This is a genomic window from Ruegeria sp. BK1, from assembly GCF_056535645.1.
Genome location: NZ_JBQFIS010000001.1, coordinates 2,382,289 through 2,406,276 on the forward strand (window position 1 = coordinate 2,382,289; position 23,988 = coordinate 2,406,276).

Annotated in this window: 21 protein-coding genes and 1 tRNA gene; 11 read left to right on the forward strand and 11 right to left on the reverse strand. The window is 56.8% G+C overall.

Features of this window, described 5'->3' with window-relative positions; translation table 11 throughout:
- Positions 1-6: 6 nt before the first annotated feature.
- From ACR3E7_RS11960 to ACR3E7_RS11975, 4 genes are all read left to right on the forward strand, one after another.
- A complete protein-coding gene (locus ACR3E7_RS11960) occupies positions 7-972 on the forward strand; it encodes a TIGR03571 family LLM class oxidoreductase (protein ID WP_480503383.1) in 966 nt (321 codons plus the stop codon).
- 12 nt (positions 973-984) lie between these two features.
- Positions 985-1,773, forward strand: coding sequence for an SDR family NAD(P)-dependent oxidoreductase (locus ACR3E7_RS11965; RefSeq protein WP_480503384.1), 789 nt, complete (start codon positions 985-987; stop codon positions 1,771-1,773).
- Between the two features lie 92 nt (positions 1,774-1,865).
- Positions 1,866-2,711 (forward strand): enoyl-CoA hydratase/isomerase family protein, encoded by an 846-nt coding sequence (locus ACR3E7_RS11970; RefSeq protein WP_480503386.1) that lies wholly within the window; start codon positions 1,866-1,868, stop codon positions 2,709-2,711.
- 81 nt (positions 2,712-2,792) lie between these two features.
- A complete protein-coding gene (locus tag ACR3E7_RS11975) occupies positions 2,793-3,779 on the forward strand; it encodes a zinc-dependent alcohol dehydrogenase family protein (RefSeq protein WP_480503388.1) in 987 nt (328 codons plus the stop codon).
- A 261-nt stretch (positions 3,780-4,040) separates the two neighbouring features.
- Here the strand turns inward: ACR3E7_RS11975 and ACR3E7_RS11980 are convergent, their stop codons facing one another.
- Complete coding sequence (locus ACR3E7_RS11980; protein ID WP_480503389.1) at positions 4,041-4,682, reverse strand: TetR/AcrR family transcriptional regulator; 642 nt, start codon at positions 4,680-4,682, stop codon at positions 4,041-4,043.
- Positions 4,683-4,868: 186 nt separating this feature from the next.
- Here ACR3E7_RS11980 and ACR3E7_RS11985 point away from each other — a divergent pair, with 186 nt between their 5' ends.
- Both ACR3E7_RS11985 and ACR3E7_RS11990 read left to right on the forward strand, forming a co-directional pair.
- On the forward strand, positions 4,869-5,930 hold the full coding sequence (locus tag ACR3E7_RS11985; protein ID WP_480503390.1) for an efflux RND transporter periplasmic adaptor subunit: 1,062 nt from the start codon (positions 4,869-4,871) through the stop codon (positions 5,928-5,930).
- Positions 5,931-5,942: 12 nt separating this feature from the next.
- Positions 5,943-9,086, forward strand: coding sequence for an efflux RND transporter permease subunit (locus tag ACR3E7_RS11990; RefSeq protein ID WP_480503391.1), 3,144 nt, complete (start codon positions 5,943-5,945; stop codon positions 9,084-9,086).
- 490 nt (positions 9,087-9,576) lie between these two features.
- On the opposite strand, the gene ACR3E7_RS11995 is transcribed toward ACR3E7_RS11990, so the two are convergent.
- The 6 genes from ACR3E7_RS11995 to ACR3E7_RS12020 all read right to left on the reverse strand — a co-directional run bounded on the left by ACR3E7_RS11995 (position 9,577) and on the right by ACR3E7_RS12020 (position 13,844).
- Entirely contained in the window at positions 9,577-9,957 is a 381-nt protein-coding gene (locus ACR3E7_RS11995; protein WP_480537166.1) for a hypothetical protein, read from the reverse strand.
- 175 nt (positions 9,958-10,132) lie between these two features.
- On the reverse strand, positions 10,133-10,549 hold the full coding sequence (locus ACR3E7_RS12000; protein WP_480503392.1) for a helix-turn-helix domain-containing protein: 417 nt from the start codon (positions 10,547-10,549) through the stop codon (positions 10,133-10,135).
- A gap of 628 nt (positions 10,550-11,177) precedes the next feature.
- Positions 11,178-11,387 carry a MerR family transcriptional regulator gene (locus tag ACR3E7_RS12005; protein ID WP_480503394.1) on the reverse strand — a complete coding sequence of 70 codons (210 nt, stop codon included), beginning with the start codon at positions 11,385-11,387 and terminating at the stop codon, positions 11,178-11,180.
- A 93-nt stretch (positions 11,388-11,480) separates the two neighbouring features.
- Positions 11,481-12,413 (reverse strand): hypothetical protein, encoded by a 933-nt coding sequence (locus ACR3E7_RS12010; RefSeq protein WP_480503395.1) that lies wholly within the window; start codon positions 12,411-12,413, stop codon positions 11,481-11,483.
- Between the two features lie 18 nt (positions 12,414-12,431).
- On the reverse strand, positions 12,432-13,574 hold the full coding sequence (locus ACR3E7_RS12015) for a tyrosine-type recombinase/integrase (protein WP_480503396.1): 1,143 nt from the start codon (positions 13,572-13,574) through the stop codon (positions 12,432-12,434).
- Between the two features lie 180 nt (positions 13,575-13,754).
- Positions 13,755-13,844, reverse strand: a tRNA-Ser gene (locus tag ACR3E7_RS12020).
- 347 nt (positions 13,845-14,191) lie between these two features.
- On the opposite strand from ACR3E7_RS12020, the gene ACR3E7_RS12025 reads away from it, so the two are divergent.
- A complete protein-coding gene (locus tag ACR3E7_RS12025; protein WP_480503397.1) occupies positions 14,192-15,151 on the forward strand; it encodes a FecR family protein in 960 nt (319 codons plus the stop codon).
- 157 nt (positions 15,152-15,308) lie between these two features.
- Positions 15,309-17,420 (forward strand): CHASE2 domain-containing protein, encoded by a 2,112-nt coding sequence (locus tag ACR3E7_RS12030; RefSeq protein ID WP_480537165.1) that lies wholly within the window; start codon positions 15,309-15,311, stop codon positions 17,418-17,420.
- Positions 17,421-17,431: 11 nt separating this feature from the next.
- Here ACR3E7_RS12030 and ACR3E7_RS12035 read toward each other — a convergent pair whose 3' ends face one another.
- Together ACR3E7_RS12035 and ACR3E7_RS12040 are read right to left on the reverse strand one after the other, a co-directional pair.
- The gene (locus ACR3E7_RS12035) at positions 17,432-17,749 is read right to left on the reverse strand and encodes a DUF3775 domain-containing protein (RefSeq protein ID WP_170408475.1); all 318 of its coding nucleotides are present in this window, start codon (positions 17,747-17,749) and stop codon (positions 17,432-17,434) included.
- Between the two features lie 342 nt (positions 17,750-18,091).
- The gene (locus tag ACR3E7_RS12040; protein WP_170789585.1) at positions 18,092-18,865 is read right to left on the reverse strand and encodes a DUF1365 domain-containing protein; all 774 of its coding nucleotides are present in this window, start codon (positions 18,863-18,865) and stop codon (positions 18,092-18,094) included.
- A gap of 146 nt (positions 18,866-19,011) precedes the next feature.
- On the opposite strand from ACR3E7_RS12040, the gene ACR3E7_RS12045 reads away from it, so the two are divergent.
- The 3 genes from ACR3E7_RS12045 to ACR3E7_RS12055 are packed head-to-tail and all read left to right on the forward strand — an operon-like array spanning position 19,012 to position 20,785.
- Positions 19,012-19,668, forward strand: coding sequence for a sigma-70 family RNA polymerase sigma factor (locus ACR3E7_RS12045; RefSeq protein WP_170773067.1), 657 nt, complete (start codon positions 19,012-19,014; stop codon positions 19,666-19,668).
- Positions 19,669-19,678: 10 nt separating this feature from the next.
- Complete coding sequence (locus tag ACR3E7_RS12050) at positions 19,679-20,329, forward strand: ChrR family anti-sigma-E factor (protein WP_170789584.1); 651 nt, start codon at positions 19,679-19,681, stop codon at positions 20,327-20,329.
- A 51-nt stretch (positions 20,330-20,380) separates the two neighbouring features.
- A complete protein-coding gene (locus tag ACR3E7_RS12055) occupies positions 20,381-20,785 on the forward strand; it encodes a hypothetical protein (RefSeq protein WP_480503400.1) in 405 nt (134 codons plus the stop codon).
- Between the two features lie 3 nt (positions 20,786-20,788).
- Here the strand turns inward: ACR3E7_RS12055 and ACR3E7_RS12060 are convergent, their stop codons facing one another.
- A complete protein-coding gene (locus tag ACR3E7_RS12060; RefSeq protein ID WP_480503401.1) occupies positions 20,789-22,018 on the reverse strand; it encodes a DNA recombination protein RmuC in 1,230 nt (409 codons plus the stop codon).
- A 52-nt stretch (positions 22,019-22,070) separates the two neighbouring features.
- Complete coding sequence (gene mutL, locus ACR3E7_RS12065) at positions 22,071-23,930, reverse strand: DNA mismatch repair endonuclease MutL (protein WP_480503402.1); 1,860 nt, start codon at positions 23,928-23,930, stop codon at positions 22,071-22,073.
- Between the last annotated feature and the right edge of the window lie 58 nt (positions 23,931-23,988).

Here is a 23,988-nt window from a genome sequence, read left to right on the forward strand (position 1 = left end):
ACTGACATGTTGGATGAAACGCAGCCCTCCGAGTTTGCCCAGATCAACGTAGCCTACAATCGGGTGTTCCGACCCAGGCGGTTGAGTATTGGTCTTGTGTTGCCGCTCGAAACATATGCAGTTGGCGCAGAGCCGACGCTGCGTGGGCATTTAGAAGCGGCTCATAGGGCAGAGGAACTTGGGTTTGCAGCACTTTGGTTGCGCGACGTACCCTTCAATGTCCCTAGCTTTGGAGATCCGGGCCAGATTTTCGATCCCTTTGTCTATCTGGGGGCGTTGGCAACTGCGACGGATCGGATTGCACTAGGAACGTCGAGTGTAGTCCTGCCACTGCGTCACCCCGCGCATGTAGCCAAGGCGGCGGCGACGGCGGATGTGCTCTCGGGCGGGCGGTTGTTGTTGGGCGTTGCGTCCGGTGACCGCCGCGAAGAGTACCCGGCGATGAACCGAAGTTACGATGACCGAGGTCAATGTTTCCGCGACGGCATTGATTACATCCGCGCGGTCGGGTCGGATTATCCCAAACATCAAAACGCTCAAGGTACTTTGTCTGGCGGAATTGACCTATTGCCCAAGCCGCATGGTACACGACTACCCGTGCTTATTACCGGTGGTAGCCAGCAATCCTCCGATTGGGTGGCGCAGAACGGCGACGGTTGGATGACCTATCCACGCAATACGTCTGCCCAGGGGCAGGTGATCGCGGATTACCGAAGGCGTGTGAAAGCGGCGGGCCAACCGGATAAGCCGGTCATGCAATCGCTCTACGTCGATGTCGTTTCCGACCCAGCCGCACCTCCGCGCCCGATCCACCTTGGGTTTCAGTCCGGCGCCGATTTTCTGAACAGCTACCTGCGCGAGATTGAAACGCTTGGTGTCAATCATGTTGCGCTGAACCTGAGGTTCAATCAAGCGCCGATCGACGCAACCCTTGAACACCTGGCGGACACCGTGCTGCCTGACTTTTCGTAAAGGATTCAACCGATGACCAAGACCATTCTCATCACAGGCTCAACTGACGGCATTGGCTTGCTAACGGCCAAGAAGCTGGCCGCCGACGGGCACAACGTGCTTTTGCATGGCCGCAGTATATCTAAACTGGAGAGCGCAGCTACCGCAGTCGGTGGCGATGTCGAAGTCTTTGCCGCTGATCTGAGCGACCTGTCCGCAGTGCGCGAACTGGCCGAGAACGTGCGTGCGAAACATGACAGGTTGGATGTTTTGATCAACAACGCGGGGGTGCTGAAAGCCGCGCAAACCGTACTTGAGAATGGGCAGGACATTCGCTTTGTCGTCAATACTCTTTCACCGTATCTGCTGACCGACTTGCTGTTGCCGATCATTCCGGCAAACGGGCGCGTCGTGAACCTGTCATCGGCCGCACAGGCCCCGGTGAACATCAAAGCCATGCAAGGCAAAGTGCCGCTGACGGATATGGAAGCCTATGCCCAAAGCAAATTGGCGATCACCATCTGGACCCGGGAATGGGCCAAATCCCATGCTGATGCGCCGGTGATGGTTGCGGTAAATCCCGGATCACTTTTGGCCTCGAAAATGGTGCAAGAAGGGTTTGGCCTCGCCGGGAATGACATGAATATCGGCGCGGATATCCTGATAGATGCCGCCTTGGGCGCGCGGTTCGCCGACGCGTCAGGGACCTATTTCGACAATGACAGTGCTGCTTTTGCAAACCCGCATGCCGCAGCATTGGACAAAGATCACGTTGCTGACGTCATGAACACAATCAAAGGCTTGATTGCCCAAACGGGCTAAGCAAAGCGGCGCAAAAACGCCGCGCACTTCCACCTTTAACGTTCCCCCACCCCTCGCGCATGCCGCGTCGAGGCCCAAGAAAGGACTGCCTTATGAAATACGAGAACTTTCAAACCTTCGATGTCGTCGTTGAAAATGGCATTGCCACGGTCACATTCAACTTTGGCACTGTGAATGTGCAAGGTCAGGAAATGCTGGCCGACCTGAACAGTTTGGCTATGCGGTTGGAGCGCGACCGCGACACTAAAGTCGTGATCTTTCAATCCTCCAATCCGGAAATCTGGGTCTGTCACTACGACACCGAGCTGCTCAAGGACATGTCGACCGAGGCGGTATCCCGTGAAGATGCACAGCTTTTGGACCTGCAATCGGTCTGTGAGCGGATCAGCAAGGTACCGCAGGCCACAATTGCAAAGCTGGAAGGGTTTGCCCGCGGCGGTGGACATGAATTGGCGTTGGCACTCGACATGCGCTTTGCCGCGCGGGGCAAGTACAAGTTCATGCAGATGGAGGTCGGCATGGGCATCTTACCCTGCGGTGGTGGCGCTTCGCGCATGGCGCGTCAGACCGGCCTGGGCAAAGCGCTTGAGATCATCCTGAGCGCACAGGACTATGACGCGGATGATGCCGAACGTCTGGGCACCATCAACAAGGCGCTGGAGCCGGATGAAATTGGCCCATACGTGAGCGCTCTGGCTGAACGGATCGCGCAATTCCCGGCAGAGTCGATCAATGCCTGCAAACAGATGGTCTACGAATCGATCGACAAACCAATTGATGAAGCGCTGAAAGCCGAAGCCTATTGGCTTTATCAGGCCACCAGCAAAACCCCGGCCGTCAAACGGTTCGCCATCGCGGATGAACAAGGTTTGGAGCACGACATCGAAAACCAGCGTAAATGGGGCGATCTGGTGATGCAGGTACAGGACATCAACTGACCTACCCCCAACACAAGTATCTAGTCAGGTGTGCGTTGTTTCGACGTGCCTCTGGCGTGGCGTTACAAAAGGAATACACCAATGAAAGCAATGGTTCTAAATTCATATGGACCCGAAGCACCGTTCGAGCTCGCAGAAATGCCTGATCCGGTGGCGACACCTGGACATGTGGTGGTCAAAATGGCCGCAGTCAGCGTTAATACCGTCGACACTATGATCCGAAGCATGGGTGCGGACCTGCCGCTGTCCCCCAAATTGCCCGCTTTGCTTGGCATGGATTTTGCAGGCACGGTTATCGCAATTGGTGAAGGCGTGACTAACTTTGCCATAGGCGATGAGGTGTATGGCTGCGCTGGAGGTTTGATGGATTTGCCTGGCTCTCTCGCGGAATACATTAACGCGGATTCCCGTCTGATCGCACACAAACCCAAGACGCTTAGCATGCGGGAAGCTGCAGCGCTGCCTCTCGTCGGTATCACCGCCTATGAAGGGTTGACACGCGCAGATGTGAGCGAAGGGCAAACCGTGCTCGTCCAGGGCGGCGCTGGTGGTGTGGGTCATGTTGCGGTTCAAATCGCACGCCACCTTGGTGCAACAGTGTGGGCGACAGGTCGCGGCGCAGATCAGATGTCACTGATCGAGGGTCTCGGCGCGCGCCCTCTGGATTTCACAACGCAGAGTGTCGAGGACTATGTTGCGGAGCATACCGGTGGCGTCGGCTTCGACGTAGTGTTCGACAGCGTAGGTGGGTCGAACATGACGAACTCTTTCGAAGCAGCCAAGCTTAATGGCCATGTGGCCTCAACGGTCGCGATGGTCGAGATTGATTTGACGCCTGTGCATTTCAAAGGTCTATCTCTGCATGTTGTCTTCATGCTGATCCCGATGATGCACGATGTCGGGCGGCAAACACATAGCGACATCCTGAGGATACTGGCAGATCTGGCGGAAGATGGCGCGCTCAAACCGATTGTTGACGAACATAAGTTTGGGTGGGCCGACGTCGGTGCAGCTTACGCGCATCTGACGAATGGATCTGCGGTCGGAAAAGTCGTTGTGGAATTGTGATCTGATCCGGTTGGACTTAGGGCGCGCATAATTACTTGGCACACCAAATCAGTTTTCGCTGCAGTTGACGTCGCCTATCATTGCATAGCTGGCTTTGGTGCAAATTGCAGAACAGGTTGCTTTTGGCTGGGAGCAGATGTTCGGTAGAATTCGTTGAACATCTGCTACGCGGAGCAGAGTAATCGATTAGGCGTAGGCGTGATAGCAGCTTGGATCGTCTGCTCTCAGTGCTTGGTTGAGTTCGTTTTGGCGTTATAACGCTCAACTCAGCATTCTTTCCGAAACGTCCTCAAGAAGGGTATTAAGATCGAACTCTTCGCCTTTCTCCGCAAGCCCTTTGTCATGCAGAATGAAAGACAGCCCGTGCACGAAACTCCACAACAAAAAACCACGGCGGCGAACTTCGCCTGTGATTCCCGGTTCACCGAGACACTTTGCTACCTCAGTCAAAAGAATCCCGAAGCTTTGCTGGCCGCCTTCCTCCAGCCGGAGGTCCGCGATACGGTCTGTGAAGCCGCCAAATTTCAGTCTGAAGATCCCCGGCTCATTTAACGCGAAGGCAATATACTCCATTCCTATGGCAGTAATGCGCTCGGGAGTTCCTTCAGGAACACCTTCCAGCGCAGCCAGCATTTTGTCTCGGTGCCGATCCATTCCTTCAAGGACAGTGGCAACCAGCATTTCTGTCTTGTCTTTGAAGTGCTTGTAAGGTGCCGCGGTTGATACGCCCGCGCGTCTGCACGCCTCGGATACAGAAAAACTCTCCGGACCTTTTTCTTCAACCAACTGTCGGGTTGCTTCGATCAGTGCAGCGCGGAGATCGCCGTGATGATAGGCTTTCTTGCTAACGGACAGACCAGCCGCTTGTCTGTTTGTCGGATGATTTTTTTCGGTGCTGCTCATGATCCAACATGTGCCAGATCACGTATCTCTTGTCAAAGTGAGAACTTCTAACATATGTTAGAAACGCTAACTTGATGAGGTCCCCAAATGCCGAATCCTGCAAATTCATCTACTGAAGCGACCAAACCGAGCCTACTTGCACGTGTGTTGCGCAGCACTGTGCGCCTGGGAGTAACCGTCAGTATTATGGCCGTTGCAGCGGCCGCCGTTTACTTTGGCGCATCCGAGCTCACCCGTAGAGCGGACGCCGTACCCGCACCAGATGCCGCTGCTGTGACACCGGTGTCCGTGACACCGATCACGTCCGAGAGCGCATACACAGTCGACCGTGTATTCATCGGGCAGGTCGAACCTCAGCGTTCGGCAGATATCTCTTTCGAACTGAACGGGACGCTGGATCAAATTCTGGTGGATGAGGGCGACGAGGTTGCCAAGGGTCAACTTCTTGCGACACTGGACATCGCACTGCTGGAGGTCGAACGCGACCGTCTGACAGCATCACGTGACGCCATTGCAGCCCAACTTTCATTTGCAAAGAAAACAGTCGAGCGAAACGCGAAACTCATCGAAGAAGGCTTTACCAGTCAAGCCCGTTTGGACGAGGCCGTTTCTCAGCAGGATGAATTGCTATCCAGGATTGGCGAGTTAGATGCCGCCTTGAGTGATGTGACCGTTCGGATCGAGAAATCCAGTATCGAGGCTCCGTTTGCCGGTCAAATAACCGCGCGACACGTGGATGGCGGTGAAACTCTGCGCTCGGGCGAGTTGGTTTTGGGTATGGTCGAGGTCGTGTCGCCGCAGGTTCGGATCGGTATCCCTCTCGATGTTGATCCGGCGCTGTTGACTGACGTTGAAATCGAAATTGCAGGTCAAAGCTATCAGGCTGAGCTTGCAACTTTGCGGCCCGATATTGACCCGGTGACCCGAACCCGCACCGCGCTGTTCGGTTTGAAGTACGCGCCGGACGTTGTTTTCGGACAAACCGCACGTGTGCATGTACTCGAACCCGTCCCAAGTGCGGGGACCTGGGTGCCTACAACATCTCTGAAGGAAGGAACTCGCGGGCAATGGACAATGCTCGTTGCCGATGCGCAAAAGACTGTGCGCCTGGCGACTGTCGAAGTTCTACATGCCGAAGATGACCGCGTCTTTGTGCGTGGCGCGTTTCCGAAAGGCACCGTCTTGATTGATCAGGGGCCGCAGCGAGTCAGCGTTGGTCAGCGCGTTGTCTTCAACACTGGCGAGTAACGGAGCGATTTGATGGAAACTCTTACCTTTCGCCATCCCCGACTGGTCGCCCTGATCATTTTAGTGCTTGTATCTGCAGGTCTGTCTTCGTTCCTATCACTTGGGCGGCAGGAAGATCCTACGATCACCAACCTCTTCGCAACTGTAACGACACAGTTCCCGGGTGCAGATCCAGAACGGGTTGAAGCGCTGGTGACTGCAGAAATCGAAGAAGAGCTGCGGAAAATCGCCGAGGTGGATGAGATCAGTTCTGTATCCCGTTCGGGCGTGTCGGTTGTTTCGGTAGAGTTGCTGGAAACGCTAGATGAAGCCACCATTGAGCAGGTTTGGGCCGAGGCTAGGGACGCCGTTGAAGATGCGCGCCAGATTTTTCCCACAGGAGTATTGCCACCGGAATTCGATGCCGAGGGCATTTCTGCCTATTCTGCGGTCATTGCAGTTGCGGCCGAGGATCCAGACTTTCCGTTAACTTTGCTGTCACGTCATGCCGAAGCACTGGGCGACAGATTGCGTGCGATACCTGCCACACGAGCAGTGGACTATTTCGGTCAGCCGGAAGAAGAGGTGCTCGTAAGTGTGGATATGGACAAGGCCGCTGCGCTTGGGCTTGGCGCTGCCGAGATTTCCCGGCGGATCACCGAAGCAGACGGAAAGGTTCAGTCTGGGCGGTTGCAATCTGATGTCGACCTGACCATCGGCGTCAGCGGAGAAATTGAGAGTTTGGATCGCATTCGGAGCATCGTCCTGCGTGAAAACGCAGGCGGTGCCGTGGTGAAGCTCGGAGATATTGCCAGCGTAGATCGTGGCGCACGCGAACCGCAGTCCTCAATCGCGTTCGCCAACGGAAAGCCCTCAGTTTTGGTCGGGATTCTGGCGCAGGACGGCGTACAGATCGACCGTTGGACAGGCTTCCTTCGGGATGAGCTTGATGCCGGCGCCGCGTCGGTTCCTTTGGGCATGCAGGAAATACTGCTATTTGATCAAAGCCAGTACACGACGGATCGTTTGTCAGAGGTTGGGGTCAACATGGCCATTGGCGTGGCTCTGGTCGTGGCAGTTTTATTTGTTACGTTAGGGGTTCGGGCAGCCGCGATTGTGGCTTTGGTTTTGCCGGTTGTCTCCTTGGCGACCCTGGCGACGATGAACATGATTGGATTGCCAATTCATCAGATGTCTGTGACCGGACTGATTGTTGCCCTCGGACTGCTCGTTGACGCAGCCATCGTGATGACCGATGAAATCCGACGTCGTCTGCAGGATGGGATGGAGCGACTTGCAGCCATGCGAGATGCTGTTCGCAGGTTGGCCGCGCCATTGCTGGCATCGACCGTGACAACGGCGCTTGCCTTCACGCCGATGATCTTGCTGCCAGGACCCGCAGGCGATTTTGTCGGCGCCATCGCCATCGCCGTGGTTCTTATGCTTGTCTGGTCCCTAGTTGTGGCCTTGACTGTGACTCCGGCAATTGCAGGCTGGCTACTGTCCGATCGCCCAGACGCAGGAATGCTGAGCCGCGGTATCAGCATCCCGCCACTTGCCCGTGTGTTCGAGGCCTCAATTCGATTGTCAGTCGCCAATCCGGTGCGATCTATCGCGTTGGCATTGATCTTGCCGGTGCTTGGCTTTGCCGCCTTTCCAACGCTGACCGCGCAATTCTTCCCGGGCGTCGACCGCAACCAATTCTATATCGAAGTCGACATGCCGGGTGGAGCGTCAATTGCCACCACCGAAGCAACCACCCGCCAGATCGATGAAATGCTGCTGGCTGACGACGGCGTCAAAAGCGTCTACTGGACCGTCGGAGAGTCCGGCCCGGCATTCTACTACAATATCGTTGGAAACCGCTCACGCGAGCCTGGGTTTGCACAAGCTATGATCACGACCGACACGGCCGACGACGCCGCCCGCCTTGTTGGAACGTTGCAGAGTCGTCTGGATACCGACTTTCCCGACGCGCAGATCATCGTTCGCAGTCTTGTTCAGGGCCCTCCGGTCGCCGCACCGGTTGAAGTCAAAATTCAGGGACAGGATATCACGGTTTTGCGTGATCTGGGCGACGAGGTGCGTTCAGTCATGGCCAATCTCGATCTGGTGACCCAGGCGCGCGCCAGCGTGAACGGCGGCAACCCTCAAATCCGGTTCGAGATTGATGAGGTCAAAGCGCGTCTGCTGGGACTGGACGTGGCCGATATAGCTGTTCAGCTGGACACGGCGCTTGTTGGCATCACCGGGGGATCACTGATCGAAGGGACTGAACAGTTGCCGGTGCGTGTTCGTCTCGGCGACGAGGTGCGATCAGACCTAAGCGCCATTGTCAGTATGCCGATCTTGCTGCCCAATGCTGCCTCCATATCCGCGATCGGAGTTTTCCCCGCTGTACCTTTGTCGGAACTAGCCAGACCGGTGGTCGAACCTGCGGAAAGCGTTATAACCCGAACGGATGGCGTGCGCGAAAACACCATACAGGCGTTTATCGTACCTGGTGTTTTACCCGAAGAGGCTTTGCAGGACATACTAGAAGCGCTTGATGCGTCCGGATTTGCGTTGCCGCTAGGCTATTCGATGTCCTTAGGCGGCGACAGTGATGCCCGATCCAACACCGTGGGCAATCTGCTTGCCTCTGTTGGTTTGATTGTCACACTCTCCATCGCGACCATCGTTCTGACCTTTAACTCGTTCCGGCTGACGCTCGTGACCTTGGTCGTGTGCGTTTTGTCTGCAGGCCTTTCAATGCTGTCGCTGGCCGTCATGCAATTCCCGTTCGGAATTACGGCGATCATCGGAGTCATCGGCTCGATCGGGGTTTCGATCAACGCGGCGATCATAATTCTGACCGGGTTGCAACAAGACGTTGACGCAAGCCAAGGTGACCGAGCGGCCATGGCGCGCGTCGTGACTGGTTCAAGTCGGCACATCATCTCGACAACGATCACAACCTTTGGCGGCTTCCTACCCCTGATCATAGCTGGGGGAGCATTTTGGCCACCATTCGCCGTTGCAATCGCCGGGGGTGTGCTGTTGTCGACTGTCGTATCGTTTTATTTCACCCCACCCGTGTTCGCGTTGGTGTATCGTGGAAAGTTCGACAAACGGCTTGACGCAAAAAACCAGCATTCCCAGCCTCATGAAGCTAGTGTTGCGCTTGTAGCAGAGTGAGGATCGAGACTACTTCTCCTTGCGAGTTGTTATGTTTCAAAGCCTTCGTTGTTCGAAGCAAGGTTCAATTTCTGCTATGGGTCGCACGCTGAACTTTGCAAAGTCTGATTTCTGCGCATAGCCGCCGTCGGTTGATCGCGCAGCATCCGTCACTATGAGCTCAAAGCTGACTTTCGCAGCTTAGTGCATCAATGACCGCTTTGGCGCCATGCATGCTGCGGACACTCCAACCTTGAACGGTAGACTTTGCTTAACCTGCGCATCTGGGCGCGTTCCTGAGCCGTCTGGTGTGGTCCATGAGTTTGTCGTTGCTTTTGTCATTGTGCCGCACCCTGTTTTGCACGTTGCCGAAAATGCCTGGCCACATTCTTTGACTTCCATACCTACAGACTTAGAAAAATCTGGCTAACTTGTGGTGCTATTCGTTGATCAAAGACCGCCTTCCATGAGAAAGCAGCCTCCAATCGTGGAAATACATAACGCTTTTGCTCTATGCGAACCGATCAAATGGATTGTGTTCCGCCTCTGCTTCAGGAACCTGAATATTGCTGCGGTTGGTTGGGCTCCCGCCCAATGCGCTGACGTGTAAACGAAGTTCTCTCAAAAGCGCCGCGCTGAGGTCCTGTTTGAGCTGTACTCGAGCCCTCAGGATACACGTCGATTCCAGCAAAGCACGGTCGCTATGAACCAACCAGGGCAATTCGTCTGCAAAGGCACGCCAGACAGCCTGTTCCGTCTCGTTGAGATAATCCGGTGGCACCCCGAGCTCGCCTAGACCTTCCGGTTCGTTCCGTCCTCTGTACCGCTGGGGGTCTTTCTTTGCGGCGCCTGTCAGGATCGCCTTGCCAAGTGGTGTCTTTGGTCTGGGCATTCTGTACCTCGAATTTCTGAATTGCGGATATGTGTAAACGGCGGGTGTGTCGGTATGCAGTGTGAAAGCGACGATGATTGACCTACCCCCTTGGGTTGGGATGCTCTGGCCTACTCCTTAGTCGACCTTCATTGTTCCTCCGTATGTCTCTTTGCTTCTCACAGAGTGGTTAGTATTAGTGTTCCAATTCAGAACCGACCGACCGGAGAGAAACCGGCCTGACGGGTTCTGATTTGGAACCATCAGAAGTCTTTGGGTTCTCAAACGGAACCACAGATGAAGGTGACGAGTCCGTCTCAGAACCGCTTTTTGTTTTTTGGGGCTGCCAGAACCGCCAATCATTGGTGGCGGCCTTCTTTCCAGATCGGGTCTGGGTCGCCTTGGTCGTCAACCGCCACTCGTGGGCTCGCCGGTGATACCAGTTGCCTTCCTGCTCCAGAACAAGGAAGCCCTTGTTCTGCAGATCCTCGAAAGCCCGCTGAACCGTGGCCTTGCCCAATCCCAGTATCTCTGCTGCTTCATTCATCGACAGAAAAACCTTGCCGTTGTTGCCGCCGTTGTAGCGGGAGTGAAGCTCCAGCCAGAGTTTCACTGCAGGTCCGGACAGAGCCCGCCATGCCGGGGACTTGATCATGGCGTAGGGCAGAGGGACGTATTGGCCCTCATCTGACCGTTTACCCTTGGGAGACCGCCGCCTACTCATCGCGACACCTCCGCTGGAAGTGCTCGGGAAGGGCATCCAACTCCGGAAGGTCGCAGCCGATATGCGCCCGGACGAGCCGGGTTAGGCCGGATTTGGACACACTGTACCCGAGTGTGTCCCAGGCCGCTCCCCCGGCCGGAAATTGCGGTCTCTGACGCTGAAACAACCATTGGATACCGTCCCGACAAACTGCGACGCGGTAAACACCATGGCGAAAGAGCTCGCCCCGGTAGTTCTCAGCGGTTTCTCGATGATCGGTCCGGGAAAGGGGGCTGTCTTCCAGTCCGACTTCATAGCTTTGATTGCGCGACTTGGAAAAGGACATATCAGCCATGCTCGACCCGTCCTTTCCCAATGATCGCCCGTTCGACTGAATGGCTCAAAGGCGACCAGTAGTACCGGCGTTCGTTTTGTCTTGTCGGCGCGGGGCATCCTGTGGCATCAACTGGACTTGCTAGGGTGGCAGTTGATGTCACTGGAAAAGCCCCATCTCCGCTCTTGGAGTTGGGGTTTTTCATTATGCAGCCTCGTTGTTGGGATCGGTGCGGCGCGCCGCCAGCCAAGCGTTCAGATCAGTGCCGTGATAGGCGATCCGCCGACCGATGCGGATAAAGGCCGGACCGCACATGCGGTGACGCCATTGAGCCAACTTTTCGCGGTTTCCCAGCAATTGCATTTCAGGGTCTTCTGGGAAATAGACCCGGTCGTCATTGAAGACATTTGCCATCGTTGAAATCCTCTTGGATCAGTTGCGATGGCAAAATAATGCATCTGGTTTAATCCGTTTGGCAGACACCTAAGCGGAAGGAATTAGAAGGAATTAATTCTTCAACTCCTCCGCGTATTTGTTGACCATTCGGCCGGAAATCGGAAAGCCAGCCTCCGTTAGCTCAGCCGCAATTGCGTCACCGCTAAGCCCTTCTGGTTTTCCGTTTGGATATCGGCGCAAAAACTCCAGCCTTGCACCAGTAGGTTTTGTGCCCCTCCTTTGTTTTGGACCAGTTGATTGTCCGGTTTTGCTAAGCAGCGCCGACAAACCCCAACGCTCTTCAATTGCACCGATGTTTTCCAAGAACTCTGCAAAACTATCAGGAAGGCCTGCATCGTTCCAAACAACCGCTCTGGAGATGAATGGGGACACATGCGCAGCAACATAACGCTCGCAGAATGCGTCATCAGAAAAGTGAGAGCTTCGGTTGAAACCAGCCCTTGAGTTGTTTTTCATTGCTAAGACGCCCATCGGAAAATCTAGAAAACAGTAGCGCTCTGCAAGGTCACCGCCATCGAAGGTTCCATTGTCGAAGTATTCTATAAACGTCTTGAGCTCAGTGTTGCTCCTCAAAGGCCAGCGAGGATAAACCCAATCCAACCTGTCCTCATGGACAAATACATAGTCATCTGGCTGGATAGTCTCTCCACTACTAGAAACCAATAAAGTGTTTGTTTTCATAAGAAGTTTAGCAAATATGCAATGGAACAAGATCGTGACAAAAAAATTGTCCTCATTGTTTTTTCTGGCGTGCTCCATCCAGGCCGCTTCGTTTTTTGATGGCCGAAAGTTAGGATCAATCTCCCGTAATTCGTCGCCCCTGTGTTTAATCAGAAGCAGGTTCTTATCGGTTTCTGACATTATGACTTCTAAGGGGTCGCCACCCTTTTCTTCGACCAAATAGGCCAAGTAAATTCCGTATGACCAATCGCGAATGTAGTCAGTCATTAGCCCAAAGCTAACGTATCCTTCTGGTGCAAACATATAGTGCCCCCAATTCTCCTAACTACATTTTTTCAAATAGTTAGACCAGCCTTCCATCAACACCATCCGCCTTTCCAACAAATCCGACCGCGCATAGGCCCGCTCTACATCGGACCCAACTTGATGAGCCAATGCCGCCTCTGCTACTTCCCGTGGCGCGTTTGCAGCCTCCGCTGCCCAATCCCGAAACGAACTGCGGAAGCCATGCACAGTGACGCCATCATGCCGCATCCGGCGTAGTAACATCAGCATGGACATGTTCGACAAGGGCTGATGCCGCTTTTGCCCCTCGAACACATAGTCGGAGGCCAGCGCACGCAGCCGCTCCAGAATTCCCAGCATTTCGTCGGTGAGAGGCACGCGATGGACCTGCCCGCCTTTCATGCGCTCCGCTGGAATGGTCCACAGGCGCGCATCGACATCAACCTCGGGCCATTTCATCTCCAGCACCTCTGAGGTTCGGCAGGCGGTCAGAATGGTGAACTGCAACGCCTTGGATGCCATGGCTGAACGGGTCTGCAACTCGGCATAGAACGCTGGCACCTCCTGCCACGGCATTGCGTCATGGTGCTGGACCTTGGCTTTGACGGTGGGCAGCACTTTGCCTTCGCGGATCGCGGTCACTGGGTTCTCGCCCGAGCGGAAGCCCTTGGACTTTGCCACATCGAGCACCGTCTTGATCCGCTGCGACAATCGCTTTGCGGTTTCGTGTTTCTCGGTCCAGATGGGCGATAAGCACATCAGTACTTCGGGCTGGCCAATACTGTCCACGGGCATACGGCCGATCTTGGGGAATGCATAGTCGCGTAACGTGTTGAGCCACTGCTGGCCGTGCTTGGCATTCTTCCATGTTGGCAGGCGGTCAATGTGAACCTGACGGCTGAGTTTTTCAAAGGTCGGGATTTCGCGCTGGGCGTTAAAACGCGGGTTCAACCCGGCTTTCGCCATTCTCCTGTATTCGAGCGCTCTTTCTCGGGCCTGGTTCAGAGTGACGACATCAGCGCCGCCCAAACCGAAGTCCGTTCTCAGCGGAGCGCCCTTGCGGTTCTTCTGTCCTTTGACCGTTACGCGCACGATCCAGCGCCGTGCGCCCGACGGATCGACAACAAGGTAGAGACCAGACCCGTCGCCATGACGACCCGGACCGAGATTCTCTACCAACTTCTTTGTCAGTTTCCCGCTTAACGCAGACAAAAAAATACCACAAAATGTACCACTCAATGAATCACACTAAAGGTAATTCAGCAAAATTCAAGATGGCACTAAGAGACAGTAAGCGCTGATTTTTTATGAATATACGGCATGTTAAACATGCCATACCAACTTATCATAATGGATGGATGGCGGAGACGAAGGGATTCGAACCCTCGAGACGGTTTCCCGCCTACTCCCTTAGCAGGGGAGCGCCTTCGACCACTCGGCCACGTCTCCGCTGGCCGGTATATCCTTGCCGGACGGCCAGATACAAGGCGATTTTCAAAGGGTTTCGCATTTTTCTTCCCAGCACCATCCGATTGCCGGGAACGACGACGAAAACCCAACCGCTCTGGGGTTGGGGTGGGTGCACAGACGACCCAGGATCCCCCCCCTCACCAACATCAATTTTAGAAAACTTGCCAAACATGTGCTGTTTAAGGCATATTTGATCAGACATAAACTTAATAAATTTAATATTTTGAATATATAGGGGGCACAAAACCGGGCAGTGAGCAATTTGCTCACCATACGAGCTATGGGGGAATGGAAGCTTGGCCTGGTTAAGAGTGCTATTCGTTTTAATGTGTCTATTGCTGGTGCCTGCACAGGTGCTGGCCAATATTGGAAAGGTGATTGGTGTCAAGCCAGGCGCGGAAATCACCCGAGGTGGAAAATCACAACCGTTGCTAGCCGGAATGGATGTCGCGTCGGGGGATTCGATCTCGACCGACGGGAATGGGCTGGTGCAACTGGTCTTTGTCGATGAAACCAAAATAGCCATCGGGCCGAATGCCAGTATGGTCCTGGACGTGACGATGCTGCGCGGCAATCGCAAGGCAAAATCATTTGCGGTGCAGGCATTGGGCGGCAGTTTCCGCTTCATTTCAGGCAAAAGCAAAAAGCGGGCCTATTCGATCAAGACCCCGACGGCGACGATGGCCGTGCGCGGGACAACGTTTGACATGTGGGTCATTCCGGGCGCTCAGAGCGCCATGTTGGTGCTCGAAGGCACGGTCCGCATGTGCGGAAATGGCGGTTTTTGCCACTCGGCAGGCAGACAGTGCAGTTTGTTTGCAACCAACCAGCGGGGTGGAGTCGGGCGTCCGGTGGATCAGGCACAATATGATCTGGCGCTACAAACCGGATTTCCCTTTATCCAATCTCAACAGGACCTGCTGAGCCCTCTGCAGGTCGGTATTGGTGGGTGCGCGGGCGAAGCGGCCCCCTTGCCCGTGCCCAAATCCGATCCGCCGCAGCCACCACAATTCGTGCAAGAATCAACGCCTCAACCGGTTGTGCTGCCTGAACCCCCGGCTCCCGAGCCACCCGTCCCGGATCCAGAACCGGATCCAGAGCCTGAACCTGAACCGGAACCTGAACCTGAACCGGAACCGGAACCTGAACCCGACGTGAAAGGCAACCGTTCCGGTCAGGCCGACGGTTCCAATCCCGGCGGGCAGAGCGGCAACACGGATGGGTTTGACAATCCGGGGAAAGCCAAAGGTAAAGGTAAAGGCCGAGGCAAGGGCAAACGCGCCTGAATAGAAACGACGCCAGATTTAGTCGGAGGCCGACTTGCGTTTGAAATCAAAAGAGAGAACGGGACGGCGACGGGCGTTTCGCCTGGTCGGGCTTGGCCTGATTCTGTTTGGATGCTTCATCCGGATCATGGACCCTTACCCAGTGCGGATGTCGCGGATGATCTATTTCGATTTGCTGCAACGGATGTCGCCCCGCGAATACACACCTGACCTGCCGGTGCGAGTCGTGGATATTGACGAAGAGTCTCTGGCCAATTGGGGCCAATGGCCCTGGCCACGCACATTGCTGGCGCAGATGGTCCAGAACCTGGGTGAGAATGGCGCAGCGGCTATTGCTTTTGACATGCTGTTTGTCGAACCGGACCGATACTCACCCGCCCGGTTGCTCAACGACCCTGCGCTGGACGGCGTTCTGACCGTGGAACGTCATGCACAGAAGGTGGACTATGACGTGCTTTTCGGGCTCGAAGCCGCCCATTGGCCGGTGGTGATGGGCACGGCGGCTCGTATCTCGCAGGAGGGCAGCAATGTTGCCCCCAAGGCCGGGATCATCGAGATCGGAGAAGCACCGACCTCCGGATTGATCTCGGTCCCTCATTGGACCCCGATCGCGCCTCCCTTGGATCGCAGCGCTGCGGGGATTGGCGGGGTAAACGTCTCGCCACTGGGTGGTACCGGGATCATTAGACGCGTCCCAGTTTTGTGGGGCGGTCCGAACGGTCCGATGCCCGGTTTGGGGATCGAAGCGCTGAGGGTCGCGCTGGACGCACCGTTCATTCTGACCGAGGGCTCGGCAGATGAGGAAGGGATCATGCTCGCGGTTGAGCTGGGAGATTTCCGCCTGCCGACCACCGAAAACGGTGAGGTCTGGGTCAGGTATCGACATGACCAGCCGGACCTTTACCTATCGGCCGACAGGGTCATGCAAACCCCAGGTGATCCCGCACTCAGGGCGGAGATCGAAGGACGGATTATCCTTGTCGGTACCTCGGCGGCGGGTCTGTTCGACATGCATCAGACCGCGCTGGGCGAGTCGGTGCCGGGCGTGTCGATCCACGCGCAGTTGCTGGAGCAGATTTTTACAGGTGAAATGCTAAACCGGTCGGATGTGACGGCAGCACTGGAGCTGGTGTCTTTCGTATTGCTAGGCCTGATCGTGATTGCAGTGATGTCCAGTTTTGGCGCGGTCGCCTCATTCGTTGCTGGCGGGGTGGCAGCGGCCGCGGTTTTGGGCACCAGCTGGCTTGCTTTTCAGAACCAGCTCACCCTGTTTGACGTGACCTTTCCGCTGCTGGGTGGAATGGCCAATTTCGGCTTACTGGCGGGGTACCTATTTGTCACGACCGAGCGGGAAAAGCGGGAAATCCGGCAGGTGTTCTCACACTACGTTGCCCCGGAAATTCTGGATGAGATGGAGGTTTCGGGCCATCGCCTGCAACTGGGTGGCGAGACGCAGGAAATCACCGTCATGTTCTCGGACATCAGAGGGTTTACGCCGCTGTCTGAATCCGTGTCGGCCACTGATCTGGTGGCATTGCTGAATGAGCTGTTCTCACAGGTCGGAGATCAGATCCTGCACGAACGGGGAACCATCGACAAGTTCATTGGCGATGCGGTCATGGCGTTTTGGAACGCGCCGCTGCCAGTCGAGGATCATCCCTGCCGCGCCGCCCATTCAGCGCTGTTGATGCGGCAGGCCTTGATCCGGTTCAACGCCTCCGATGTCATGAAGGGTCGCCCACCGATCGCATTGGCGACAGGATGCGCCACCGGTCTGGCTTGTGTGGGCAATATCGGATCGCGCAGCCGGTTCAACTATACGGTCATTGGCGATGTGGTGAATGTGGCCGCTCGGATCGAACAAAGCTGCCGCCACGTGGAATATGACATCCTCGTTTCCAGCTCCGTCTACAAGGCCGCGCGGCAGGATCTGGCGATGCTCGAAGCTGGATTTGTCGATCTGAAGGGCAAGTCCGAGCTTGAGGCTGTTTTTCTTCTGGTTGGTAACACTACGCTGCGCACTTCGCCTAGGTTTATGGAACTCGCGGCGGCGCATGGCGATATGATCGCAGCCATTCGACAGCGGCAATCCTATGTGCAGATCAAGAAGCACTGCAACCTGTGCGCAACGCTGGCGACCGAGGTCGAACCGGGGCTTCGCCGGTTCTATCAAGCTGTTCCGGGTCGGGCGGCTGATTTCCGGTCAGATGTACAATCGGACCAGATCATGTTCAGCCACCGCGCACAGGCGAACCTGCCTTCGGCTTAGATCCGACCTGGTTACATCAGGTCGTTTTCCACATCCTCGGCGGAAATGCCCAAAGCGTCCAAACCGTTTTCCAGATGATCCGACAGATGTGGCGTTCCGATCAGGTAATCCGCGCAGGGGGTCGAGGCCTCGGACTTGGCGGTGGCGATGGCTTCGGCCAGATCTTCGGCGAAAAAGCTTTCGCGCCCGATCCACATGACCGCAACCAATTCGGCCTGCTCATCTTCGCCCATCCGGTCGATGAAAGCGCGCAGCTCGCCCTCGGCCCGGTCCAACTCACGTCCCATCATGGCGACCTGAGCGATTTTTCTTGCCGAGATTTCCAACATGTCCCAACTCCTCGTGTTCGCGGTCTCTATAGTACCACAACCACCCTCGCCGGGCAGAGTCTTTGATCTTGCGCAAACTAGGGCCAGGAGCCATTAATCTTGCGCCACTGGTTTGACTGATTTTGGTTCTGACAAGGCACATCCTTGCTGGAATAGTGGTTCTATTTCTAAAGGATGTGACGCAGCTCAGAGGCAAAATCAGTCAAATCCTTCGGACGCGTGAACCACTGCAAAGCAGCGGCTTTGATCGCTTGAAATTGACACCGCCAGTCCCTGCGCGCCCAAAAGCACTGCTTTTTTGCCATTCGCGCGCCAGTGGCGCAAGATTAATGGCTCCTGACCCTAGGGCTCGCGAATGCGCGAAACCGGATGATTGGGCACGGGTGCATGGCGGAACGGACGAAAACGCGCCTTCTTCAACTTAAGCTTCAACGCCTGCCAAAGGATCAGGAAAAACGCGCGCCGCGCGCCGAAGGGACGCCGGACCAAGGACCATAGGATTGTCCGATCCGACAGCGGTGCGCGTGGGCCGCTGAGGGTCGCAATCAACCCGCCTTTCTCGCGGCCATAATCGATCCAGACACCCACCTTGTCAGGCCGATAGTCGAAGCGAAATGTATAAGATCCTTCGATTTTCTGGAACGGTGAGACATGCATCAACTTGTCCGCCACGATCCGGTCCGAGGGCTGAATGGGCGCGAAATTCGGGTTGTGGCACAGATAACTGTGCCGCGTGCCAAAGGTATTCGTTACCTCGGCCACGACAGCGTAAAGCTGATCATCCTCATCGAAACAGAACCAGAAGCTGACCGGGTTGAATACGTGACCCAGCACGCGCGGCTGCGTCAGCAGGGTCAGGGTTGCGGGTTGTGACACACCCAACTGTGTGAACTGATCGCGCAGCCAAGCAGCCCCCTGGCCTTTCCCCGGCGCACCGCCGTGATCGCGTTTGCGCCAGTTGACGATGTTCGCGCGGTCCAATGAAAACAAACGTGGCGTCTGAACCTCGGCCTCGGGGTTCAGCAGGATATAGTCGACCGAGTATCGGAAGGCATTTTCAATCGCCCCCTTCCGGCCATGATAAGTGTGGCCTGCGATATGGTCGATCCGGTTCATGCCACTTTTTCCAATCTGCCTGTAAACCGTTCAATCGGCGCTGTTTTCGCCCGTCCTTGGATATTCACATTACGCTGAAAACACTGCAACGGATTAAAATTATCTGTGAGAGTGATCCGACTTGGGACCTTCCACGTAATATGGTTATGTTTACCGAGAGCGATACCGCGCGCTTGGATGAACCGGTGGCCGATGGGCCCGTAGTGAGGCCATTGCGCGTCAAGCGACGCATCAAGGGACGACCGGTGAACCACGCAAACGGCAGTTGTGAGACCAGAACCGAATGGGTGGGCCATGTGGCCCGCATCCGGGACGCGCAGGATCAGGCGGCTTTTGCCGAGCTGTTTCAGCATTTTGCGCCTCGGGTTAAAGCGTTCCTGATCAAGTCGGGGTCGGATGCGGCCATGGCCGAGGAATGCGCTCAAGAGGTGATGGCGACCTTGTGGCACAAGGCGCATCTGTTCGACCCAACTCGGGCGACCGTGGCCACATGGGTGTTCACGATTGCACGGAACAAGCGCATCGATGTGCTGCGCAGGCAACGCCGCCCCGAGCCCGAAGATCTGGGATGGGGTCCCGAGGCCGAGCCGGATCAGCACGACGTCATGGCGCTGCAACAGGAAACCGCGCAGCTGCGCGACGCGTTGACCGCGTTGCCCGAGGCGCAAAGAGAGTTGATTGAAAAGGCCTATTTTGGCGACCTGAGTCATCGCGAGATCGCCTCGCAGACCGGATTGCCGCTGGGCACGATCAAATCACGTATTCGGCTGGCGCTGGACCGCTTGCGCCATGCTATGAACTGAGATGACGATGATGAGCAACAAGATCAAACATCACCTGACTGACGACCTGCTGATGGCCTATGCGGCAGGCACCCTTCCCGAGGCGTTCGACCTGATGGTCGCCACGCATCTGACCCTGTGCGACCATTGCCGCGCGCGGGCTGAAAGCTTTGATGCGGTGGGCGGGTGCGTGTTGCAGGAACAGGACGCCACCGTCAGCATGAACGACGGGTCGCTGGCCGCGACTATGGCGATGATCGCCCAAGGTGCCCCTGTTGCCAAGCCGGTGCGTCCGGGCTGTTCGGTCCTGCCGACTCCGTTGCAGGATTATGTAGGCGGCAACGTCAATGACATCAAATGGCGATCGATCGGCATGGGCGTGAAACAGGCGATTCTGCCGACCACCCATGAGGCGACTGCGCGTTTGTTGTTCATTCCCGCCGGGGCTGCCGTGCCGGATCACAGCCACAATGGCATGGAATTGACGATGGTGCTGCAGGGCGCATTTTCGGATGAGGTCGACCATTTCGCACGTGGCGACGTGGAAATCGCAGATGAAGACCTGCACCACACGCCGACTGCAGATATTTCTGAGGATTGCATTTGTCTGGCCGTGACCGATGCGCCACTGAAATTCAACAAGCTGATGCCGCGCCTGTTCCAGCCGTTTCTACGGATCTGAAGATAGGTGTGCATCGTGCTCAACTGACCTTGCTGAACGGAGGGTTCTTGTATGATGAAACACCTGATCTTTGTCGCAGCGACCTTGGGGCTGACCTTCCCGGTCTCGGCCCAGAGTGTTGCCGAGGTCAAATTCCAACCCGGCAACTATGGCACGATGGTCAGCGGCACCATCACCGGGAATGAATATTTCGACTATTTGCTCGGCGCGCAGGCCGGGCAGGAGATGTTTGCCGAACTCAATGTCAGCGACACAAATGGCAACGGTGTGATCTATTTCAACATCCTGCCGCCGGGCAGCGAGGGTGAGGCAATTTATATCGGTTCCATCGACGGCAACACGGCGCGTATCAATCTGCCTCAAAACGGAAACTATACGATCCGGGTCTACCTGATGGGCAATGACCGCGATACCGGCAAGACAGTTGGCTATAATCTGGATCTGTCGATCCAGTAGCGCCTACCCTTCGGTCTTACCCAGGGGCACCACGTTGGTGTGATCGTCCGGGGCCAGTTCCTCGAAATCGAAATTGTCCAGCCGCTGCGCCCGGCGGCCAGCCTTTTCGGCGCTTATTTTGATATCTGAGATATCCTTGGCGGCCTGCCCGAAGTGTCGATCAAGGTTCGAGACGCGGTCGCCCAGACGTTCGACATCCTTGTGTAGCATGCCCAGTTCCTTTCGAATGGCACCGGCCTGTTCGCGCATCCTGGCGTCTTTCAGGATCGCGCGCATGGTGTTCAGCGTGGCCATGCAGGTGGTAGGTGACACGATCCAGACCCGTTTGCTGAAACTCTCCTGCACCAATTCGGGGAACTTGGCGTGCAACTCGGCATAGACTGCCTCGGACGGCAGGAACATCAGCGCGCCATCGGCGGTTTCGCCGTCCAAGATGTATTTCTCGGCAATGTCGTTGATATGTTTGCGCACGGTGCTTCGGAACATCTGCACCGCCGCTTTTAACTCGGCATCATTGGTGGACCCGATCAGCGCCTCATAAGCCTCAAGCGGGAATTTGCTGTCGATCACGATGGGACCCGGCGGGTTCGGCAGGTTTATCAGGCAATCGGCGCGCCGCCCGTTCGACAGCGTGGCCTGCAATTGGAAACTGTCCGAGGGCAGCGCCTTCGACACGATGTCATTCAGCTGAATTTCCCCAAACGCGCCGCGGGTCTGCTTGTTCGACAGGATATCCTGCAAGCTCAACACATCGCCCGACAGTTTGGTGATATTGTCCTGCGCCTTGTCGATGGCGGCGAGGCGCTCCTGCAATTGCGTCAGCGAGGTAGCGGTCTGTTTCGACGAGCCATGCAGCGACTCCTTCATCCGCTCCTGCATTTCGGCCAGCGCACGGGCAGATTTCATCGCGTTATCCGCCAGCCGGTCATTCATCTGCTGCTGGACTGAGGACAGGCGCGACTCAACCGTCTGAATCACCTGCACCTGCGCATTGGCCTGCGTGTCTGACACATGCTGGAGCCCCCCGCGCAATTGTTCCTGCCCCTGCCCCAATTGCTGCACATGCTGACCCAAATGCGCCATCTGCCGCGCCAGCGGCTCGGCCATGCGTGCCGACTGCTGCGCCGCCCGCAGTGACAGAAACAGCAGCAGCAGGATCAGCGCCACCACGCCGCCCCCAATCAGGATCACGGGGTCGTTCAGGGCGATTTGGGTGCCAGCAATCTCGATCATGTCGCCTCGGGTGTTCTTGTTTTATTCTTCATATCGCGCGCACGCGGCGGGATCAACTGCGCCCGAACAGACGTTCGATATCAGACAGTTTCAGTTCCACATAAGTCGGCCGCCCATGGTTGCATTGACCGGAGTGGGGCGTCGCCTCCATCTCGCGCAGCAAGGCGTTCATTTCCTCGGCTCGCATCCGACGGCCCGACCGGACCGAGCCATGACAGGCCACCCGGCTGAGGATCGCCTCGATCCGCGCCTGCACAGTCTGGCTTTCGCCCTGATCAGCCAGCTCATCAAGGATATCCAAGATCATCGCGCGGGCGTCGACTTCGCCCAGAATGGCCGGGGTTTCACGCACGGCGATTGCCCCGCCGCCGAAGGGTTCCAACGTCAGGCCAAGTCGGGTCAGGTCGTCGGCCACGGCCAGCAGCCGCGCGCAGTCGCCGTCGGACAGTTCCACGATCTCGGGGATCAGCAGCGCCTGCGCGGCGACGCCGTTCTCAGCCATCTGGTGTTTGAGCTTCTCATAGACCAAGCGTTCATGCGCCGCGTGTTGATCGACGATCACCATGCCATCGGCGGTTTGGGCGATGATGTAATTTTCGTGCACCTGCCCGCGGGCCGCGCCCAAGGGCAAGTCCTGTGCCGGAGGTTCCTCCGCGGCGACCGGAGCGGGTTCGACAATGCTGCCGCTGTAATCCTGCGACAGTTCCGCAAAGCCCGGCGCCTGGGCCCGGTAGGCCGTGTGCCGCGCCGCTGCTGAGGGTCGATCCATTTGATACACCCGCGCCGGAGCGGGCTGCGCAGGCTGCGCCGCTTCCGGCCGCATCGCGCCCAAAGTCGCGTTTGCCACGGTTGAAGACGCCCGATGCCCTGCCTCGGCCAGCGCGTGGCGCAGGGCCGAGACGATCAGCCCCCGCGCCACGCCGGGATCGCGAAACCGGACCTCGGACTTCGCCGGATGCACGTTCACATCCACCAGCGTCGGGTCACAGTCTATGAACAGCGCCGCCGCCGGGTGGCGGTCACGGCTCAGGAAATCGAAATACGCCGCCCGCAGCGCCCCGGTCAGCATCTTGTCCCGCACCGGACGGCCATTGACGAACAGGTACTGCGCCACCGCAGCACCGCGCGAATAGGTCGGCAAGGCGGCGTATCCGTACAGCCTGATCCCCTCACGCGTAGCGTCGATCTGCAACGCGTTCTCGGCAAACTCGCGCCCGATCACGTGAGCCAGACGGGCGTGCAAGGCATCGAACAGATCGCCATTCTCTCGGTCGGCGCGGAAGGTTACGCGCCCCTCTCCCCCGCCCGAGACATCACGCAGGGTGAAGGTGATCGCGGGCTCTGCCATCGCCAGACGTTTCACGGTGTCGGTGATCGCCTGTGCCTCGGCCCGGTCGGTGCGCATGAATTTCAGCCGGGCGGGCGTGGCAAAGAACAAGTCGCGCAGCTCGACCACCGTGCCCGCGCGCAAGGCTGCGGGTTTCACCGCCTCCATTCTGCCACCCGATACGTGAACCGACGCGGCCTCGGCCCCCGGCACGCGACTGGTAATGGTTAGTCGACCTACGGCCCCCAGCGAGGGCAGCGCCTCGCCCCGGAACCCAAATGTGTGGATGTTCAGCAGGTCCGAGCCGTCGATTTTCGAGGTCGCGTGCCGCGACAAGGCCAGCGGCAGATCATCCGCCGCAATCCCGCAGCCATCATCGGTGACGCGAATCAGCGTCTTGCCGCCATCGGCAATATCAATGGCAATTCGGGTCGATCCCGCATCAATCGCATTCTCGACCAGCTCTTTCACAGCCGAAGCGGGGCGCTCAACAACTTCACCCGCCGCGATACGGTTGATCGCTGCGTCGTCCAATTGCCGAATTACGGGACGGGAATCGCTGATATTGGGGTTTGCCTGCGCCATACCCCCAGACCTAGCACAGGCACGCACGATTCTACCACTGGTTTGCAGAGGTCAATTT

What these genes read in the sequence shown, in the direction of transcription:
- ACR3E7_RS12055 (WP_480503400.1), top strand. Translation starts at nt 20,381, where the DNA reads ATGATGAAACACCTGATCTTTGTCGCAGCGACCTTGGGGCTGACCTTC.
- ACR3E7_RS12005 (WP_480503394.1), bottom strand. Translation starts at nt 11,387, where the DNA reads ATGGCAAATGTCTTCAATGACGACCGGGTCTATTTCCCAGAAGACCCT.
- ACR3E7_RS11985 (WP_480503390.1), top strand. Translation starts at nt 4,869, where the DNA reads ATGGCCGTTGCAGCGGCCGCCGTTTACTTTGGCGCATCCGAGCTCACC.
- ACR3E7_RS12030 (WP_480537165.1), top strand. Translation starts at nt 15,309, where the DNA reads ATGATCTATTTCGATTTGCTGCAACGGATGTCGCCCCGCGAATACACA.
- ACR3E7_RS11975 (WP_480503388.1), top strand. Translation starts at nt 2,793, where the DNA reads ATGAAAGCAATGGTTCTAAATTCATATGGACCCGAAGCACCGTTCGAG.
- ACR3E7_RS12025 (WP_480503397.1), top strand. Translation starts at nt 14,192, where the DNA reads ATGTGTCTATTGCTGGTGCCTGCACAGGTGCTGGCCAATATTGGAAAG.
- ACR3E7_RS12050 (WP_170789584.1), top strand. Translation starts at nt 19,679, where the DNA reads ATGAGCAACAAGATCAAACATCACCTGACTGACGACCTGCTGATGGCC.
- ACR3E7_RS11970 (WP_480503386.1), top strand. Translation starts at nt 1,866, where the DNA reads ATGAAATACGAGAACTTTCAAACCTTCGATGTCGTCGTTGAAAATGGC.
- ACR3E7_RS12040 (WP_170789585.1), bottom strand. Translation starts at nt 18,865, where the DNA reads ATGAACCGGATCGACCATATCGCAGGCCACACTTATCATGGCCGGAAG.
- ACR3E7_RS12035 (WP_170408475.1), bottom strand. Translation starts at nt 17,749, where the DNA reads ATGTTGGAAATCTCGGCAAGAAAAATCGCTCAGGTCGCCATGATGGGA.
- ACR3E7_RS12060 (WP_480503401.1), bottom strand. Translation starts at nt 22,018, where the DNA reads ATGATCGAGATTGCTGGCACCCAAATCGCCCTGAACGACCCCGTGATC.
- ACR3E7_RS12010 (WP_480503395.1), bottom strand. Translation starts at nt 12,413, where the DNA reads ATGTTTGCACCAGAAGGATACGTTAGCTTTGGGCTAATGACTGACTAC.
- ACR3E7_RS11965 (WP_480503384.1), top strand. Translation starts at nt 985, where the DNA reads ATGACCAAGACCATTCTCATCACAGGCTCAACTGACGGCATTGGCTTG.
- ACR3E7_RS11990 (WP_480503391.1), top strand. Translation starts at nt 5,943, where the DNA reads ATGGAAACTCTTACCTTTCGCCATCCCCGACTGGTCGCCCTGATCATT.
- ACR3E7_RS12045 (WP_170773067.1), top strand. Translation starts at nt 19,012, where the DNA reads ATGTTTACCGAGAGCGATACCGCGCGCTTGGATGAACCGGTGGCCGAT.
- mutL (WP_480503402.1), bottom strand. Translation starts at nt 23,930, where the DNA reads ATGGCGCAGGCAAACCCCAATATCAGCGATTCCCGTCCCGTAATTCGG.
- ACR3E7_RS11980 (WP_480503389.1), bottom strand. Translation starts at nt 4,682, where the DNA reads ATGAGCAGCACCGAAAAAAATCATCCGACAAACAGACAAGCGGCTGGT.
- ACR3E7_RS11960 (WP_480503383.1), top strand. Translation starts at nt 7, where the DNA reads ATGTTGGATGAAACGCAGCCCTCCGAGTTTGCCCAGATCAACGTAGCC.
- ACR3E7_RS11995 (WP_480537166.1), bottom strand. Translation starts at nt 9,957, where the DNA reads ATGCCCAGACCAAAGACACCACTTGGCAAGGCGATCCTGACAGGCGCC.